This window comes from Costertonia aggregata, from assembly GCF_013402795.1.
Taxonomy (GTDB): domain Bacteria; phylum Bacteroidota; class Bacteroidia; order Flavobacteriales; family Flavobacteriaceae; genus Costertonia; species Costertonia aggregata.
In genome coordinates, this window is sequence record NZ_CP058595.1 from 1,952,290 (window position 1) to 1,970,576 (window position 18,287).

General features: G+C 39.7%; 17 protein-coding genes. 10 read left to right on the forward strand and 7 right to left on the reverse strand.

Features of this window, described 5'->3' with window-relative positions:
• Nucleotides 1-6: 6 nt before the first annotated feature.
• A complete protein-coding gene (locus HYG79_RS09005) occupies nucleotides 7-3,126 on the reverse strand; it encodes a UvrD-helicase domain-containing protein (protein WP_179241765.1) in 3,120 nt (1,039 codons plus the stop codon).
• A gap of 119 nt (nucleotides 3,127-3,245) precedes the next feature.
• On the opposite strand from HYG79_RS09005, the gene HYG79_RS09010 reads away from it, so the two are divergent.
• Entirely contained in the window at nucleotides 3,246-3,854 is a 609-nt protein-coding gene (locus HYG79_RS09010) for a superoxide dismutase (RefSeq protein WP_179241766.1), read from the forward strand.
• Between the two features lie 1,485 nt (nucleotides 3,855-5,339).
• Here the strand turns inward: HYG79_RS09010 and HYG79_RS09015 are convergent.
• The 4 genes from HYG79_RS09015 to purN all read right to left on the reverse strand — a co-directional run bounded on the left by HYG79_RS09015 (nucleotide 5,340) and on the right by purN (nucleotide 9,482).
• Nucleotides 5,340-7,238: an amidophosphoribosyltransferase gene (locus tag HYG79_RS09015; RefSeq protein WP_179241767.1), complete on the reverse strand. Its 1,899-nt coding sequence runs from the start codon at nucleotides 7,236-7,238 to the stop codon at nucleotides 5,340-5,342.
• Between the two features lie 45 nt (nucleotides 7,239-7,283).
• Nucleotides 7,284-8,210, reverse strand: a complete 927-nt coding sequence (locus HYG79_RS09020) for a PfkB family carbohydrate kinase (protein WP_179241768.1) — start codon at nucleotides 8,208-8,210, stop codon at nucleotides 7,284-7,286.
• Nucleotides 8,211-8,277: 67 nt separating this feature from the next.
• Nucleotides 8,278-8,913: a ribonuclease H1 domain-containing protein gene (locus HYG79_RS09025; RefSeq protein WP_179241769.1), complete on the reverse strand. Its 636-nt coding sequence runs from the start codon at nucleotides 8,911-8,913 to the stop codon at nucleotides 8,278-8,280.
• On the reverse strand, nucleotides 8,913-9,482 hold the full coding sequence (gene purN, locus HYG79_RS09030) for a phosphoribosylglycinamide formyltransferase (protein WP_179241770.1): 570 nt from the start codon (nucleotides 9,480-9,482) through the stop codon (nucleotides 8,913-8,915). The genes HYG79_RS09025 and purN overlap by 1 nt, the downstream gene beginning before the upstream one ends.
• A gap of 161 nt (nucleotides 9,483-9,643) precedes the next feature.
• Between purN and HYG79_RS09035 the strand changes: the two genes are divergently transcribed.
• The 5 genes from HYG79_RS09035 to pyk all read left to right on the forward strand — a co-directional run bounded on the left by HYG79_RS09035 (nucleotide 9,644) and on the right by pyk (nucleotide 14,008).
• Nucleotides 9,644-9,877 carry an acyl carrier protein gene (locus tag HYG79_RS09035; protein ID WP_009778413.1) on the forward strand — a complete coding sequence of 78 codons (234 nt, stop codon included), beginning with the start codon at nucleotides 9,644-9,646 and terminating at the stop codon, nucleotides 9,875-9,877.
• Between the two features lie 111 nt (nucleotides 9,878-9,988).
• On the forward strand, nucleotides 9,989-11,239 hold the full coding sequence (fabF, locus tag HYG79_RS09040) for a beta-ketoacyl-ACP synthase II (protein ID WP_179241771.1): 1,251 nt from the start codon (nucleotides 9,989-9,991) through the stop codon (nucleotides 11,237-11,239).
• Nucleotides 11,240-11,246: 7 nt separating this feature from the next.
• On the forward strand, nucleotides 11,247-11,984 hold the full coding sequence (gene rnc, locus HYG79_RS09045; protein ID WP_179241772.1) for a ribonuclease III: 738 nt from the start codon (nucleotides 11,247-11,249) through the stop codon (nucleotides 11,982-11,984).
• A 113-nt stretch (nucleotides 11,985-12,097) separates the two neighbouring features.
• The gene (locus tag HYG79_RS09050; RefSeq protein WP_179241773.1) at nucleotides 12,098-12,562 is read left to right on the forward strand and encodes an IPExxxVDY family protein; all 465 of its coding nucleotides are present in this window, start codon (nucleotides 12,098-12,100) and stop codon (nucleotides 12,560-12,562) included.
• 3 nt (nucleotides 12,563-12,565) lie between these two features.
• Nucleotides 12,566-14,008, forward strand: a complete 1,443-nt coding sequence (gene pyk, locus HYG79_RS09055; RefSeq protein WP_179241774.1) for a pyruvate kinase — start codon at nucleotides 12,566-12,568, stop codon at nucleotides 14,006-14,008.
• A gap of 84 nt (nucleotides 14,009-14,092) precedes the next feature.
• Here pyk and HYG79_RS09060 read toward each other — a convergent pair whose 3' ends face one another.
• Nucleotides 14,093-14,614: a PAS domain-containing protein gene (locus HYG79_RS09060; RefSeq protein ID WP_179241775.1), complete on the reverse strand. Its 522-nt coding sequence runs from the start codon at nucleotides 14,612-14,614 to the stop codon at nucleotides 14,093-14,095.
• A 225-nt stretch (nucleotides 14,615-14,839) separates the two neighbouring features.
• On the opposite strand from HYG79_RS09060, the gene HYG79_RS09065 reads away from it, so the two are divergent.
• The 4 genes from HYG79_RS09065 to HYG79_RS09080 all read left to right on the forward strand — a co-directional run bounded on the left by HYG79_RS09065 (nucleotide 14,840) and on the right by HYG79_RS09080 (nucleotide 17,109).
• Nucleotides 14,840-15,688, forward strand: a complete 849-nt coding sequence (locus HYG79_RS09065) for a helix-turn-helix domain-containing protein (protein WP_179241776.1) — start codon at nucleotides 14,840-14,842, stop codon at nucleotides 15,686-15,688.
• 92 nt (nucleotides 15,689-15,780) lie between these two features.
• The gene (locus HYG79_RS09070; RefSeq protein WP_179241777.1) at nucleotides 15,781-15,936 is read left to right on the forward strand and encodes a hypothetical protein; all 156 of its coding nucleotides are present in this window, start codon (nucleotides 15,781-15,783) and stop codon (nucleotides 15,934-15,936) included.
• Between the two features lie 90 nt (nucleotides 15,937-16,026).
• Nucleotides 16,027-16,575, forward strand: coding sequence for a carboxymuconolactone decarboxylase family protein (locus HYG79_RS09075; protein WP_179241778.1), 549 nt, complete (start codon nucleotides 16,027-16,029; stop codon nucleotides 16,573-16,575).
• A 126-nt stretch (nucleotides 16,576-16,701) separates the two neighbouring features.
• Complete coding sequence (locus tag HYG79_RS09080) at nucleotides 16,702-17,109, forward strand: cupredoxin domain-containing protein (RefSeq protein ID WP_179241779.1); 408 nt, start codon at nucleotides 16,702-16,704, stop codon at nucleotides 17,107-17,109.
• A gap of 67 nt (nucleotides 17,110-17,176) precedes the next feature.
• Here the strand turns inward: HYG79_RS09080 and dinB are convergent, their stop codons facing one another.
• Nucleotides 17,177-18,280, reverse strand: a complete 1,104-nt coding sequence (gene dinB, locus HYG79_RS09085; RefSeq protein ID WP_179241780.1) for a DNA polymerase IV — start codon at nucleotides 18,278-18,280, stop codon at nucleotides 17,177-17,179.
• Nucleotides 18,281-18,287: the final 7 nt, after the last annotated feature.

Below are 18,287 nucleotides of genomic sequence, written 5' to 3' on the forward strand. Positions count from 1 at the left end.
TTTGATTTATATGAATTCTGGAACTATTTCGTCATTAACATAAACAATTATTTTATTTTCGACCGGGTAACCCATATCTAAAAGGGCATCGGCATAAGTATACAACTGTTCATGGTATTTGGAACTTCTTTTACCTGTCTTGTAATCTATCAAGGTGGCCGTACCGTTTTTAATGACGATTCTATCCGGGCGTAAAATTAAGCCGTTTTTGGTAATTATATCCTTTTCGTTCTTCACAATGTTACCAATCGTATAAAATTGGTTCAACTTTGGGTGTGCAATGATTTTTCGGACTTTGGAGTGCAATGCTTCTTTTTCATCCGAGGCAAGCTTTCCCTTTTGTGTAATTGATGTAAAGACAGATTGAATATCTTCTTCCGTTTCTATCATTTCCATAATATGGTGCAAAAGATTGCCCTGTCCTATGGCTTCTTCTCGTTCGGTATCCCAGAGTATTCCTGATTTTGTGAGTATTCTGAAGCTGGGGCGATTTTTATGCGTGTATTGAAAAGGTATTTTTTGAGTGTTTTGAACGGTACTGCCTTTCTGATGATTTGGTTCCAGTTCTCCAAAAGTATATTTTGATTTTGTCGCATCCCATTGCCCCAACTCTTTTAAATAATGGATAAAGAGGCCCGAATAATAGTTTGGTTTGTACTCGCCTTTAGCGGTAATGTTTTTTTTTGAAATAACATACAATCCTTTTACGGCCCTGGTCAACGCCACATACAATAGGTTAAAAGCGTCCAGCTCTAATTTATGCTGCTCATTTTGAAATAGATCGGATGAAGCTTCATTGTAATCCACAACTTCTTTTTTCTTGCTGAGCAGCACTTCCCCAAAGCCATTGAAATCATCTGGATTTACAGGAACCCATATTTTTGGGTCAATTTCTTCGTATATGTAAGTGTCGGCATACGGGAAAAGTACGATAGGAAATTCAAGTCCTTTGGATTTGTGTACGGTCATTATCTGTACCGCATCTATATTCTCGGGCACCGTAATGCTTAATGTATCTTTTTTCTTTTCCCAATATTGCAGGAAAGCCTGTTGATTGCCACCTTCTTTTTGTTCAACTTCCAAAACGGTGTCCAACATGTAGGTCAAATAGGCATCCGAATCTTGGATGAGGTCAAAACACTTTATAATACTTTCAAAACCGTCGTAGACCGATACTTGTTTAAGAAAATCGATGGAGAAATCATGTTCATTCGTTAAGAATTCGTTTAGGCTTTGCAGATGCTTTGTGATAAACGTATGCTTCTCACTACCTTCTGGGGCAAGAAAGGATAAAATGCGATAGCTGGTTTCCAAGTCCGATGGGTCTGTACAATACCGAAGCATGTCAACAAGAAATTTCACTTTGGCATTACTTTTCAACAAAAGTGTTTCCGAAGAAATGATGGGTATTTGATGCTGCATAAGAAAATCAGCGAGAACGACGCCATGTTTCTTTTTTCGGGTAAGAACGCAAACATCCCGTAGGGCATGTTTATTAAAGGTTACTTCTTTTATGGTTTCCAAAACTTGTTCGCAATACAGCTCGTCCTCACTTTTTTCATCATCCGGATCGATGAAGTAAAGTGTTACGCACCCGCCTTTTTTGGTGTTGGGCTTTTGTTTGTTACCATTGAAGAAGAGTGAGCTGTATATCCCATTGTTTAAAAATGAGCTGTTTTTTGAAAAAAAGTCATTGTTAAAATGTATGATTTCTTGGTGGCTCCTATAATTGCTCGACAACGTTTCTATATTTGGTTCTACCGTAAAGGGGTTCGTCAGATTTTCGCAAAGGCCTAAAAATTGTTCTGCCTTGCCACCCCGCCATCTGTAAATCGCCTGTTTGGCATCCCCTACCAAAACCAGAGAACCTTTTTGACCTTGCTCGTCCAAGCTTTCCAGGGCATTGCCAATAAGTGGAATCAGGTTGTTCCATTGCATTTCGGAGGTATCTTGAAACTCATCAATAAAATAATGCCGGTATTTTTCGCCCAAACGTTCATAGATAAATGGTGCCGGTTGGTGTTTTATCTCGTTGGCAATTAATTTGTTGAAAGACGATATGGGTAAAAGGTCTTGCTCAAGCTCCAAGGTTTTTATCTCATGCTGAATGGCGTTGAGCACCGTCAAAGGCACTATATTTTGATAGGTGTTTTTAAGCAAATTACGCTTATTGGTCAGTGACCTTATATTCTGAAACAGCTCATTGAAAGTAGGATGTAAATTGTCTAAAATAACTTTTGTAGGCTCTGGACAGGCTTTAGAATACAGTGGGTCTGTCGCAAAGTTCTTTTTCCATCCAGCGGCAAAGTCTATCGCCAAGTCCCCTTGGCTTATTTTGGAGATGAATTTTGGGAACCAGCCCGATTTAAAATCGGTTTGCTCCAATCCATTTTCATTAAAAATATATTGGGTTTCCTTTGCATTGGCGATAATGGCTTTTTCGGCAGATTGTATTTTTTTTTGGAGTTCTTTTTTCAGTACCAAAAAATCATCAATGCTTTTATTTGCTATGCTTTTTAGATGCAGAACGTGATTTTCGTCAAATAAAAGTTTACCAATCTTGGTAAGGTCAAAAGTTATGTCCCAACTCTTGTCATCATCAATTTTTTCCAATGCAAAATCCAATAAGACTTGGGTCAGCTTTTTGTCTTTGCCCACCCTGTAAAGAAGCTTTGAAATAGCCTCGTCCAACAAAAGATCGGTGTCCAGAACTACCTCAAAGTTTTGGGGTAGTTTTAAGTCCTTTGCAAAAGTACGGATCAATCTATGTGTAAATTTATCTATGGTTGATACATCAAAAAAAGCATAATTGTGCAAAATGTATTTCAACGCCGACCGGGAGCGTTTTTTAAGGGTTTCGGCATCAATGGCAAGCTCTACCAATATGTCTTTGAACATGATAGGTGCATTTTCCACCTGTTCTACTTTCCCAAACTGGAAAAGACTTTCCAAGATTCTGTTTTTCATTTCGTTTACCGCCTTATTGGTAAACGTAATGGCCAAAATATGTCTAAAACTGGTTCTTGATCTGGCAGACAATACAATTTTGAGGTAAGTCTTGGTAAGGGTGTAGGTCTTTCCAGAACCGGCAGATGCATTATATATTTTATAAGGTGCCTTTTGCACGTGCTTTTTTACGCAAATTACGGATTCTAAAAGAGTTCTTAACAAATAATTAGGGGATTTTGTTTGTTAAAACATGTAAATTTGATAAACAACATTTATTAACATAAAAACACAATACAATGGCTTTTGAATTACCAAAATTACCCTATGCCTACGATGCATTGGAACCACATATTGATGCTAGGACCATGGAGATACATCATACCAAACATCATAACGGGTATACCACAAAATTAAATAGTGCTATTGAAGGAACCGATTTGGCAAATAAGTCTATTGAGGCTATCTTGGAAAGTCTGGACATGTCTAACAGTGGTGTTAGGAACAATGGCGGCGGATTTTATAACCACCGACTTTTTTGGGAAGTAATGTCGCCAAACGGCGGTGGAAACCCATCAGGAGAATTGGCAGATGCCATAAATGATGCATTTGGCTCATTTGAAGCATTCAAGGATAAATTCAGTAGTGCCGCAGGCTCTAGATTTGGATCGGGCTGGGCATGGTTATGTGTTCACAAAGGAGGAAAACTCGAGGTCTGTTCAACGCCCAACCAAGACAATCCTTTAATGCCGGATACGGGCTGCGAAGGTTTCCCCATTCTTGGGTTGGATGTTTGGGAACATGCGTATTATTTAAACTATCAAAATAGACGGCCGGATTATGTGAATGCATTTTTCAACGTCATTAATTGGGATAAGGTTTCTGAACTTTATGCAGCGAACAAGTAGTATTTAAGATACATTGAATTAAAAAAAATCCGTTCGGCGACCTCGCCGAACGGATTTTTTTATGACTTTTTATAATAGAAAAGGGCGGAGAAGTCTCCACCCTTTTCGTCCCAAATCTTACCATAAACTTAACCTACTTATGCTATGGCAACACTAAATTACTGGTATTGCGAGAAATAACAAAGAAAATTTAGGAAATTTTAGCCTTTACACGAAATGGTGTTTTGTTCGAAATGCAGCCGAGACAGGATGGTTACAGGGTATCTGGTTGATTATCAGAAATAAAAAAGACGGAGAACACTCCGTCTTTTTTCCCCAAATCTTACCATGAACTTAACCTACTTATGCTATGGTTCTTCAAAAGTAGCTTAACCGGCATTTACGAAAAAAGGTTTTAGACGAACTTCTTTATAATGCGTTGAAATGCTCTTTGAACTGTTTAGAGATTTATGAATATGATAATCTATCATAGATATACATAGGAAGCACTGCTCCGTCTTTTTCCCCAAATGGTATCATGGAGCTGAGAGATGCATCGGATGTATGTCCAAAAGTGCGGTCTGCTTTTCTGTGCGTTCTTGTCGCAGGGTGTGATAAAGCTGAACTTCATATGGTTTTTGAAAATAAAAAGACGGAGCACTGCTCCGTCTTTTTCCCCAAATGGTATCATGGAGCTGAGAGATGCATCGGATGTATGTCCAAAAGTGCGGTCTGCTTTCCTGTATTTTCTTGTCGCAGGGTGGGATAAAGCTGAACTTCATATGGTTTTTTGAAAATAAAAAGACGGAGCATTGCTCCGTCTTTTTCCCCAAATGGTATCATGGAGCTGAGAGATGCATCGGATGTATGTCCAAAAGTGCGGTCTGCTTTCCTGTATTTTCTTGTCGCAGGGTGTGCTAAAGTTGAACTTCATATGGTTTTGAAAATAAAAAGACGGAGCATTGCTCCGTCTTTTTCCCCAAATGGTATCATGGAGCTGAGAGATGCATCGGATGTATGTCCAAAAGTGCGGTCTGCTTTTCTGTGCGTTCTTGTCGCAGGGTGTGCTAAAGTTGAACTTCATATGGTTTTTGAAAATAAAAAGACGGAGCATTGCTCCGTCTTTTTCCCCAAATCTTACCATGAACTTAACCTACTTATGCTATGGTTCTCCAAATATAATGTCTGATAGTATCCCAGATGAAACTTCTTTGTTGAAATCCCAAATTATAGGTCAAGATGTAAGGGCAGTGCTATTTTTAAAAAAGAGGGCTCTGATGAAATTTTCGTAATAGAAAGGCATTATGGATTAAATAATGATAGGTCAAATAAAAAGGGCGGAGAAATCTCCACCCTTTTTGCCCCAAATCTTACCATGAACTTAACCTACTTATGCTATGGCAAAACTAAAGTACCTATGCTTTGTTCCTTGTAGCACAAAAACACGGCAAAAAGCGTGAATTATCGATGAAATACAGTTATTTGTGCATTTCATCGATAAAATTGTTAATAAGCCCTTTGATTTTTTCCTTCAAAAAAATTGATAAACGCCCTGTTTACGACCCTGTTCCCGCCCGGTGTGGGATAATTGCCGGTAAAATACCAATCGCCTAAATTTTTAGGGCAAGCAATATGAAGGTTCTCGATAGTTTGGTAAATGATCTGTACTTCGGAATTAATATCGGGCGGACTTAAAAGCTCTCCTATCTTTTTTGATATATCCTCTGCTGTAAAAGGGGCGTAGAATTCTTTCACATAGTTAATAACATCTTTGTCTTTAGAAGTAGTTTGTTCAAGGCATTTGTGATAGATTTCCTCTACCTTATGCATGGTGTCATTATCCTTATGTAGCGACAATGCTGCCCTAAAGGCAATAAAATCCTCTAACTTTGCCATGTCAATACCATAACAATCGGGATATCTGATTTGGGGAGCGGACGAAACCACTATTATTTTCTTAGGCGATAATCTATCAAGAATACGCAAAATACTCTTCTTTAATGTTGTGCCCCTTACGATACTATCATCTATTATTACAAGGTTATCACCTTTTTCTACAGAGCCATAGGAAATATCGTAAACGTGGGCCACTAGGTCATCCCTACTATCGTCCTGTGTTATGAAAGTTCTGAGTTTCGCATCTTTTATGGCCACTTTTTCTATTCGGGGACGCACTTCTAGAATTTCATGCAGTTGTTCGCTGGTAATCTTGGAACCTATGGCCAATATTTGCTCCTCTTTTTTCTTGTTGAGGTAGTTTTGTGCTTCTTTGACCATCCCAAAAAAAGAAGTTTCCGCAGTGTTGGGGATGTACGAAAAAACAGTATTCTTTATATTGTTGTCTATCGCGGACAAAATCTGTGGGAAAATCAATTTCCCCAGATTTTTACGCTCTTGGTAGATTTCCTTATCGCTTCCTCTTGAAAAATAGATACGTTCAAAAGAACAGGCCTTGCGCTCCGTAGGCTCCAATATTTGTTTTATGGTCAAAGTACCATCTTTCTTTATAAGTAGTGCATGGCCGGGGTCTAACTCTTTTACATTTTCATATGGTACATTGAACACGGTTTGTATTGCAGGGCGTTCCGATGCAACTACCACTATTTCATCATCCTTATAATAATAGGTAGGGCGTATACCGGCGGGATCTCGCAAGACAAAAGCATCACCATGCCCTATTAAACCTGCCATGGCATAGCCGCCGTCCCAGTTTTTTGCGGCCCTTCTCAATATTTTACCCACGTTCAGCCTTTCGGCAATAATAGGGGAAGCTTCCATTTTGGTGTGCCCTTCTTTTTTTATCTGTTTGTAGAGCTTGGCAACGGCATCATCTAAAAAGTGACCTATTTTCTCCATCACGGTAACCGTATCTGCCATTTCTTTGGGGTGCTGTCCCAATTGCACTAAATTATCAAATAGCTCGTGAACATTGGTCATGTTGAAATTTCCTGCCACGATAAGGTTACGATGCATCCAATTGTTTTGGCGTATGAACGGGTGCACGCTTTCAATACTGTTCTTTCCAAAAGTCCCATAACGCACATGGCCCAACAATAATTCGCCAATGTAGGGGATATGCCTTTTTTGAAGGGCTACATCGTCTAGATAATCTGGATTTTCTTGTAAAGCACTGTTGATTCTATTATTGATTTGGGCAAAAATATCCTGAATGGGCTGTTGTTGAATGGAGCGGACACGGCTCATGTATCTTTCTCCGGCAGCCATGTCCAACTTAATGCTCGCAAAACCAGCTCCGTCTTGGCCCCGGTTATGCTGCTTTTCCATCATCAGATACATTTTGTTAACGCCGTAGAAGGCCGTACCATATTTCTCCTTATAAAATTCAAGCGGTTTTAACAGTCTGATCAGGGAGATTCCACATTCGTGTTTAATGGCGTCGCTCATTGTTAGGTGTATTAAAAAAGCCCCAGATGTTAGGGGCAGTTGTTTTTATGCTAATTGAATATCAAATTGTGTCAATTGTTTAAATTGATGCAACCTTTCATCTACCTCTTCTTTTTCTAGGCTTTCCATGCGCTCTGTACCAAATCGTTCAACACAGAACGATGCCAAATTGGAACCGTGTATTACGGCATTCTTCATATTCTCAAAGGTAATATTTTCAGAGGCGGCCAAAAAACCGGAAAAACCACCTGCAAACGTATCGCCTGCACCTGTGGGGTCAAAAACCTCTTCCAAGGGCAAGGCGGGAGCAAAGAATATATTACCGTTGTGAAACAACAATGCGCCATGTTCCCCTTTTTTTATGACCACATATTCTGGACCCATTGTATGTATTTTCTGTGCTGCCTTCACTAGGGAATATTCGCCCGTTAATTGCCTAGCCTCCTCGTCATTGATGGTAATAACGTCTATATGTTGAATCACCTCTAAAAGTTCAGGTAAGGCATTATCCATCCAAAAGTTCATGGTATCCAAAACTATAAGTTTTGGTTTGGTCTCCATTTGGTCGATAACGCTCATCTGAATGCTGGGGTGCAGGTTTCCCAACATAATGACATCGGCGTTCTTGTATGCTTTGGGGACAATGGGATTGAAATCCGCCAGCGTATTCAGTTCAGTAACAAGAGTATCCCTAGAATTGAGGTCATTGTGATATTTGCCTTTCCAAAAAAAGGTTTTACCTCCTTTGACAATCTCAATGCCTGAAATATCGATATTTCTTCTTGTAAGAACCTGCAAATATTCCTGTGGCAAATCTTCTCCCACGACAGAAACTATGGCAGAGTCTACATGAAATTGTGAAGCGGCCAAACCTATGAATGTTGCGGCACCTCCCAATATTTTATCCGTTTTTCCGAACGGTGTCTCTATTTCATCAAATGCGACGGTACCTACAATTAAAAGTTTACCCATGAGGCAGCAAGAATTTTTTGCAAAGATACGGTATTGCAATACTAATCCTAAATACCTTAAATCAAATTTATTTTCTCCCAAAATCCGCAGGAATCTCGCCCCATGCCTTGGTCTCCCATTTTACGATTGGGGTATCGTACGTATTAGACTTTAGCCATTGTAAGGCTCTGCGTATCAAATCAAAAAGCACCCTGTTTTTTGATGTTTCCTTGAGTTTGGTATTACAAGTCCGTTTTCGTACCCAGCTCATGGCTGTGCGGGAATCTGTATAAATTATCCTATCGCTTTTCTGTTCTTTTAAAAAAGCCAGCCCATGCACAATAGCCAAGAATTCGCCAATGTTATTGGTGCCTTCTTCAAAAGGTCCCTGTTTAAAAAGTTTTTTTCCTGTTTTGGTATCAACGCCTTGATATTCCATTATACCAGGGTTGCCGCTAGAAGCTGCATCAACCGAAATGGAATGGTAATTGGGCCGCCCTATTTTCAAAAGCTGCTCTTGGGTTAGCTCGGATCCTACTTTTTTCTTTCCTTTGAAATCATCATAATTACCGTTATACGCCTTTTTTGCAGCATCGAATGTTGAAAACGATTTGTACTGTGCGCCCCTGTAACCGCTAATGGCCGCTTTACAATCGTTCCAGGTAGTGTAAATACCAGGGCGTTTTCCTTTCCATACGGTATAGAATTTTTCTTTTTTCGCCATTAGCTCTCAAAAAGAAGTTTTTCAATGGTTTTGGGAAAGTGTTTATATTCCAGGTCATGTACCTTTGCCGCTATACTTTCCGGGGTATCTTTTTGTGATACTCCGGTTTTGGCTTGGAATATGGCCCCACCTTCGTCATAATGTTCGTTTACATAATGAATGGTAATCCCCGTTTCGGTTTCTTCATTGTTCTTTACCGCTTGGTGAACATGCATGCCGTACATGCCTTTTCCACCATATTTTGGCAAAAGCGCGGGATGTATGTTAATAATCTTATTCGGGAACGCCGCTACAAATTTTTTGGGTATTTTCCAGAGGAAACCGGCAAGGACAATGAGATCGGGCCGCATCGTTTTTAAGATGTCAAGAACGCAGTCGGTCTTCGAAAAAGCATGTCTATTAAAAAACAAACCATTGATATTTAAGTGATCACACCTATCTAAAACTTTGGCATCGCTTTTGTTAGTGAGTACACCGGCGACCATGACCTTGGGATTATCCTGAAAGTAACGTACTATGTTTTCAACATTTGAACCAGAACCAGAGGCAAAAAGTACAATACGTTTCATCGACAATCAAATAGAGTTATGCGCAGAAAATATTTGGAACGAAAATACCACTCTTGTACTTAATTTTAGTAAATTACAATACATTTTAACGTGAATACGTGTATTTAAACCAAAGTTTTTTATTTTTGCCAACAATTTAAATTTTTAAAACAGATATTATTATGTCAGACATTGCATCAAGAGTAAAAGCTATCATCGTTGATAAATTAGGAGTTGATGAAAACGAAGTCGTAGCCGAAGCTAGCTTTACCAATGACCTAGGAGCGGATTCCTTGGACACCGTTGAACTTATCATGGAGTTCGAAAAAGAATTCGATATCCAGATTCCTGATGATCAAGCCGAAAATATTGCAACTGTTGGCCAAGCCATAAGTTATATAGAAGAAGCGAAGTAATTTTATGTTATTTTGCTCAAGGTGACAAATTATCCATGTGGTAACCATGCTGCATGGATAATTTTTTTTAATTTACACTTAGCTTAGTACTAAACATAAAATCAAAGTTCAATGCAGTTAAAGCGAGTCGTGGTTACTGGTTTGGGAGCCTTAACCCCTATTGGTAATACTATTGAAGAGTACTGGAACGGTCTGGTAAACGGTAAGAGCGGTTGTGCGCCGATTACATATTACGATACCGAGAAATTCAAGGTAAAGTTCGCCTGTGAACTAAAAAATTACGATGCGGCTGATTTCTTTGACAGAAAAGAAGCGCGCAAACTCGATAAGTTTGCCCAATATGCCTTGGTTTCTTCCGATGAAGCCATAAAAGATTCTGGATTGGATGTTGACAAACTAGACAAATTTCGTGTCGGTGTCATTTGGGGCGCTGGTATAGGAGGTTTGGAGACGTTTCAAAACGAGGTGATGAATTTTGCCCAAGGTGATGGCACGCCAAGGTTCAACCCATTTTTTATTCCAAAAATGATTGCGGACATTGCGCCGGGCAATATCTCGATCAAACATGGTTTTATGGGGCCAAACTATACCACGGTTTCTGCTTGTGCCTCTTCTGCCAATGCCATATTCGATGCCCTTAACAGTATTCGTTTGGGCCACTGCGATGTAGTCGTTACCGGAGGCAGCGAAGCTGCCGTAACCATTGCGGGAATGGGCGGTTTTGGGGCAATGCATGCACTTTCGACCAGAAATGACAGTCCAGAAACGGCCTCTAGGCCTTTTGATGCGACCCGAGACGGATTTGTGTTGGGCGAAGGTGCCGGAGCATTGATTTTGGAGGAATATGAGCACGCAAAAGCAAGAGGGGCCAAAATATATGCGGAGTTGGCCGGAGGCGGACTTTCGAGCGATGCCTACCACATGACGGCCCCGCATCCCGACGGTATAGGTGTTGTTCGGGTTATGGAAAATTGTCTCAACGATGCCGGCCTTAAGCCAGAAGACATTGACGCCATAAACACACACGGTACATCTACCCCTTTGGGTGACGTTGCCGAACTAAAGGCCATATCCCAAGTATTCGGTGAGCACGCCCACAACATAAATATAAATTCCACAAAATCCATGACGGGCCATTTACTGGGTGCAGCAGGTGCCATTGAGGCCATTGCGTCAATACTGGCCATGGAACACGGTGTGGTGCCACCGACCATCAACCATACAACGGTTGATGAGAACATAGACCCAAAACTAAACCTTACCCTTAATAAGGCCCAAAAAAGAGAAGTCAACGTCGCCATGAGCAACACGTTTGGTTTCGGGGGTCACAATGCGTGTGTAGTATTTAAAAAAATCAGTTAAGTTTCATATGAATTTTGCCTCCAATATATTCAATTCCCATTCTAAGGAGGATGGGGATTTTTTTTTGGGGATGACACGTATTCTTGGTTTTAAGCCCAAAAATCTCAAAGTTTACAAAAAAGCCTTTCTGCACAGGTCAGCCAATAAAAAGGATGCAAAAGGCAATCCTATGAATTATGAACGGTTGGAATTTTTGGGAGATGCCATGCTTGGAACAATCATCTCAAGGTATTTGTACAATGAAGTCCCTAGTGGCGATGAAGGGTATTTGACCAAGATGCGCTCTAAAATTGTAAGTAGGGAGCATTTGAACGAACTAGGCAAAGATCTTGATTTGATCAAATATGTAGAAAGTAGAATACCCAAATCCCATTTTGGGGACAATATTCACGGTAATGTTTTTGAAGCTTTGGTAGGGGCCATTTATTTGGATAGAGGCTATAAATACTGCCAAAAATTTATTGATGAACGGGTAATTGAGCCTTATGTTGATATTGAGCAACTGGAAGGTAAGGTCATAAGCTATAAAAGTTTAGTGATAGAATGGTGCCAAAAGCAGAAAAAAAGTTTTCATTACGATGTGTATGAGGACACAGGTAACGACACTGTCAAACATTTTGCGGTCAAACTTTCCATAAATAAAAAAATAGTGGCCAAAGCGCGGGCCACTTCAAAAAAAAAGGCAGAGGAAAGAGCGTCAAAACGAGCTTTTTTCGCACTACAGAACCGTATGGATAAGGAATAATATCCTAAAAAAGATATCTCTAACGTTTTCGTAACCCTAACATAGCCTAATATACACGGGGTGTACTAGGCTAGGTGCGTTATTAATTATATATTTACGGCTTGGCTATTAGTATGGCGGCAATACTCAAAATTTCGGATGATTTTTACGAGGACACATTTACGTTAATTGCCCTTCACAGCAGTTTGGAAGATTTTGCATTAGCTTACAGATTAAACCTTTTTTTGAAATCCAACTTTAAAAGATGCCGTTTAGATTTGGACATATCCCAAAACATCTCCTTTCCGATTTTTGAATGGAAAAATTTGGATACCGATGGTTATTGGACCCTGATCGCCAATCATAGTTTTACACAGGACAATACAGTTCAAGAGAGTCTTTTTCAAAATGAACCCTCTTACACGGCACATTTTTTATTGCCGGAATATAAAGATGTGGATTATTTTTTGAAGATTGAAGAGGACAACGTAAAAACAGAAAAACCGATAGTGGAAGCCGTACTGAAAATGCCTGAGATAGTTACGGCATACAGTATACAGACCAACACGATAAAGTCTATAAATAACTTAATATATTAAAGAATGCCAACGAAGAAAAAGACAAAAATAGTAGCTACCCTAGGGCCGGCCACTAGCAAAAAGGAAGTCTTAAAAAGTATGATGCAAGCAGGAGTGGATGTCTTTAGAATTAATTTCTCCCATGCTGACTATAACGATGTTAAAGAACGTGTTTCCATGATTCGCGAACTCAACGAGGAAATGGGAACGAATACCTCTATTTTGGCCGATTTACAAGGCCCTAAACTTAGGGTAGGTGTCATGGCGGGAGAGGTAGTGGTCGCACCTGGCGATGAGATAACGTTCGTAACGGGAAACCCGTTTGAGGGTACTGCGGAACGAGTATATATGAACTATACCAATTTTCCCAAAGATGTAAAGGCCGGCGAGCGTGTTTTGTTGGATGACGGAAAACTCATGTTCGAAGTGATTTCGACCAATAGCGAAACAGAAGTAAAGGCAAAAGTGATACAAGGCGGGCCTCTTAAATCAAAAAAAGGAGTTAATTTACCCAATACCAATATATCTTTGCCGGCCCTTACGGAAAAAGACGTCAAGGATGCCATTTTTGCCGTTTCCCTTGAAGTGGATTGGATTGCCCTTTCGTTTGTTCGTTTTAGTCAAGACTTGATAGATCTTCAAAATATCATAAAAGAACATTCCGAGCATAAAATACCCATTATTGCCAAAATTGAGAAACCCGAGGCTGTAGAAAACATAGATAAAATCGTTGCCTATTGTGATGGTTTAATGGTGGCCCGTGGAGATTTGGGCGTAGAAGTTCCCGCACAGGAAGTACCATTAATACAAAAACAATTGGTATTGAGGGCCAAAAAGGCCAGAATTCCCGTAATCATTGCTACCCAAATGATGGAAACCATGATTACTAGCCTTACCCCTACACGTGCTGAGGTCAACGATGTTGCCAATTCGGTTATGGACGGTGCCGATGCCGTTATGCTTTCCGGAGAAACCTCGGTAGGGAATTATCCCGTACAGGTCATCGAAAAAATGTCCAGTATTTTAGAAAGCGTAGAAAGTTCAGAACTTATAAAAGTACCGCATGACCCACCTCATATAAAGACGAACCGGTATATTACAAAAGCGATATGTTTTCATGCTGCCACCATGGCCAACGAAATCAAGGCCAAGGCCATTTCTACCTTGACCAACAGCGGCTATACGGCCTTTCAGATATCGGCTTGGAGACCCAGTGCGCATATTTTGGTTTTTACGTCAAATAAAAGAATACTAACACAATTGAATCTTTTATGGGGGGTAAAGGCATTTTATTACGACAAATTCGTATCTACCGATGAAACCATTGAAGATGTAAATAAAATAGCTTGCCAAAAAGGCTTTTTGGACGTTGGTGATATGTTGATCAGTCTCGCTGCAATGCCCATAAAAGATAAAGGCATGGTCAACACATTAAGGGTGACCGAAATCGAGAGCTGTAATTTTTAAAGCGCATATCAATAAAGAAAACAGTATAGTATAAAAAAATCCCGATGGTTTTAACCATCGGGATTTTTCTTACAAAACAAACACTTAAGCTACTTCTTTTTCATAGGCGATAAAGTTGACCACTTTACCTTTTTCGTTAAAGATAGGTTCGGCTTTTATCCAACAATTGTAAATGCTACCATCTTTGCGATAATTAACAACGGTAGCCTCAAAAGGTCTTGATTCCTTGATAGCCTTGGATATATGTTTTTGGGTTTCTCTACAAGTTTTTTCTCCTTGGAACATTTTTGGACTCTTACCCAAAATCTCTTGGGGCGTGTACCCGTTCATGCCAGAAATGTTATTGGTGGCGTGCACTATGTTAAGCTTGGCATCTGTAATGACTATAATTTGCTCATCTTGGATTAAATTTTCCTCGATTGGGGAGCTGTATGACCATCTATTTTCACTTGCCAAATGCCTAATGGCCACTAGGTCGTTGTAATTTTTACATAACGTATCAAAATAGGGCCCAAACAAATCCCAAGACGTAATGGGTAATCCTGTAATATTTTGTGACATGTAATATTTATGCGCTGCCCTATCGTAATTTTTTATTTCGCTCATTCGTAATATCTTAGTCTAACTGTCATACAAAGAATACAATGCATATTCTTTTTCAAAGCAATTTTGATTAAAATTAAAAAAAGCAGGTAAGGCGTTAAAATATATGGGAATGATTAACATTTTTGTTTAAAAAATACCTGTTTTATAGTACTTTACAATCTGTAAGCATAAACAAAAATTATAGACTAAACAGTCGTATCGATCATAATTTTATCTTTTTCAGGCATGCATTTTGAGTTTCATGATTCTAAGTTGGGTTCTTTGTTCGGGTTTACCGATGATATCAAAAAGAACGAAAACAGATTTTCTTCATTGGCCGGAAACATCAATATTTTATGGAACAGGAATCAAGCATCCACTTTTATCTTGATTGATAATCTATCAGTTGAATTAAAACCCAATCAATTAATTACCACTACATACCTACAGCATGTTACTTACGGGAATACGGCGTTACCACTAACTGCCTTTTTGTTCAATAGGGAATTTTATTGTATTCGCGACCACGACAGTGAAGTCTCTTGCAATGGGATACTTTTTTTTGGAACGCAGGATTTACCTATTGTAACCATACCGGTAGAGCAAGAACGCAAGTTCAATACGCTTTACGATGTTTTTTTGGACGAATTTTCGACCTCGGACAAAATACAGGGCGATATGCTGCAAATGTTGTTGAAGCGGCTCATTATTATCTGCACACGCTTAGCGAAAGCGCAACATATTTCGAAAGCAATGAACAATGAGCAAATAGATGTTGTTCGTAAATTTAATGTTTTGGTAGATACGCATTACAGGACCAAACGTAAAGTAAGCGATTATGCCGAAATGCTGTACAAGAGCCCAAAGACATTGTCCAACTTATTTGCTCTGTACAATCAAAAATCGCCGCAACAGATAATTCTGGAACGTTTGGCCCTAGAAGCAAAAAGACTCATGAACTTCACCGATAAGCAAAATCAGGAAATAGCGTACGAACTGGGCTTTAACGATCCGGCCCATTTTAGTCGATTTTTTAAGAAAATGACCGGATATTCCCCTTCACAATACAGGGAAACGGCAACAATTTCCCCTTAGCGGGAAATTTCTACAAGCGGTCGGGCAATACCTCCTAACAAATACCCTCTTCCCCGTCGCATCTTTGCCTTGTAACTAATAAAACAAGAAAGATGAAGGCAAAACACACATCTATTTTCAATTTAATAGAAATATTTAGGCAAACGAAAAGGTCAACGGCCAATACGATCAGTCCCGAGACCCATTGCGAACAAAAGCATCATCACGATTTTTATTGTGATGCCGAGAAACCATTTATATCCATTTAATCATTACATATTAATCCGTCATCAAAGCAAAGGCTTGTATCACACATATTTATGCCTTAGTGAAAAATGACAATAAAATCCAAAAGTATTATGAGCACATTCAATGTACCAACAAGAGAAGAAGTAACGGCCAACAACCAAGCAATTTTTGACAACTTGGAGAAAGCACTGGGCTTTGTACCCAACCTTTATGCTACCTATGCACATTCAAAAAATGCCTTGGAAAATTACTTGGCCTTGAGCAATGCCAAGACATCATTGAGCGCTAAACAAAAAGAAGTGGTAAACCTAGCGGTAAGCCAAGTGAACAATTGTACGTACTGCTTGTCGGCACATACGGCCATAGGGAAGATGAACGGATTTACCGATGCCGAAATACTTGAGTTAAGGGCTGGAAAAGCATCTTTTGACCATAAATTGGACGCCTTGGCAAAATTGGCCAAAAATATAACCGAAAACAGGGGAGCTACCGATTCAGAAGTGGTGTCCAATTTTTTAAACGCAGGATGGACCAGGGAGAATTTGGTAGATACCATTGTCTTGGTAGGCGATAAGACCATTTCTAACTACTTGCACAAAACCACCGATGTACCGGTTGATTTTCCACAAGTACGATCATTGGAAGAAATTACGGCATAAAAAAGGCGAACACCATCCGCTCAAGTATGGTCAATAAGTAACAATTAGTAAAAACAATAAGATTTCTCCCTACAGTTTATCATGAACAAAAGCGAGGGGTTGAAACAAAAATTAAATTCAAAAATCATGAAAAAAGTAATTACAGTATTGGTAGTGGCATTGGGAACGGTATTTTCAGTAAATGCCCAAGACAAAATGATGAAGAAAGACAATATGATGAAAGCGGCCCAGGAGACCATAGCATTGGAGCAGACCCCCGGGGAGTTTGCCCAAAAACAAATTACCGTACCAGAAGGTACATACGTATTTGAAATTACGAACAACGCTGTTGGTCATGACGTGGGGTTTGTTCTCGTAAAAAAGGGGGATGATATTTCCAAACCGGAAAATCATATTCAAACCGCATATGTTACCGAGGTCGTGGCTACAGGCAAAACACAAAAATCAAATCCGACAAAATTGGAAAAAGGCGAGTATGTGTATTTTTGTCCAATGAACCCAACTTCAACCGATAACACGTTGATAGTGAAATAAAGTGTTAAGTGTTTTGATATTTAAGCTGGGACTCCCCTGTAGACTTTTTTCTATAGGGGGGTCTTTATTAAAAATCAAATTTCAACTGTACCGATATGGTTTCCTTTTCTGTTTTGGGCTTTTCTTTTTTCTCGGTATTTAAATTGGCCAATGAGATTCCTAAAAGGCGAACGGAATTTTGTAGTTCTTCTTGATATAACAGTTCTTTGGCAGTCTCCAGAATCAAACCCTTATCGGCAATAAAATAAGGTAAGGTTTTGCTGCGGGTATTGAGTGTAAAGTCACTGTACTTAATTTTTAACGTAACCGTTTTCCCCGCAATATCAGATTTTTTCAAGCGGCGTTCCAGTTCTTTCGCGATATGGTCAAGGCGTTCCAGCATAAAAATCTCACTACTCAGATTTTCGTTAAAAGTGCGTTCCGCTCCTACCGACTTCGGTATTCTATGTGGCTTAACGGCACTGGTGTGAATACCGCGGACCACATGGTAATAGTAAGTACCGCTTTTCCCGAACGTTTCCGTTAAAAATTCCAAAGATTTGCTTTTTAGGTCCTTACCTGTAAAAACACCCAGTTTGTACATTTTTTCCGCAGTGACCTTCCCTACACCGTAAAACTTTCGAATGTCCAAATCTTCTAAAAATTGAATGACCTCTTCGGGGTTTACCGTTTTTTGACCATTGGGCTTATTGATATCACTGGCTACCTTTGCGATAAATTTGTTTATAGATATTCCAGCAGAGGCATTTAACCCCGTTTTTTCTAAAATACGTTGACGTATTTCTTTTGCGATAAGTGTCGCAGACGGATTTCCCTTCTTGTTAACGGTCACATCCAGATAGGCCTCATCCAAGGATAGCGGTTCGACCAAGTCGGTATAATCATAAAATATTTTGCGAATGGTCTGCGAGATTTCTTTATAGCGATCAAAACGGGCCTTTACAAAAATTAGGTCGGGACAGTTGCGCTGGGCGATTACACTGCTCATGGCACTACGCACCCCAAATTTACGGGCTTCATAACTTGCCGCTGCCACAACACCTCTCTTGGACTTACCGCCCACGGCAATGGGTTTTCCCCGAAGTTCAGGATTGTCCAACTGTTCTACAGATGCATAAAAAGCATCCATATCCACATGTATGATTTTTCGTAACGGCAAATCGTTGTACATACTACAA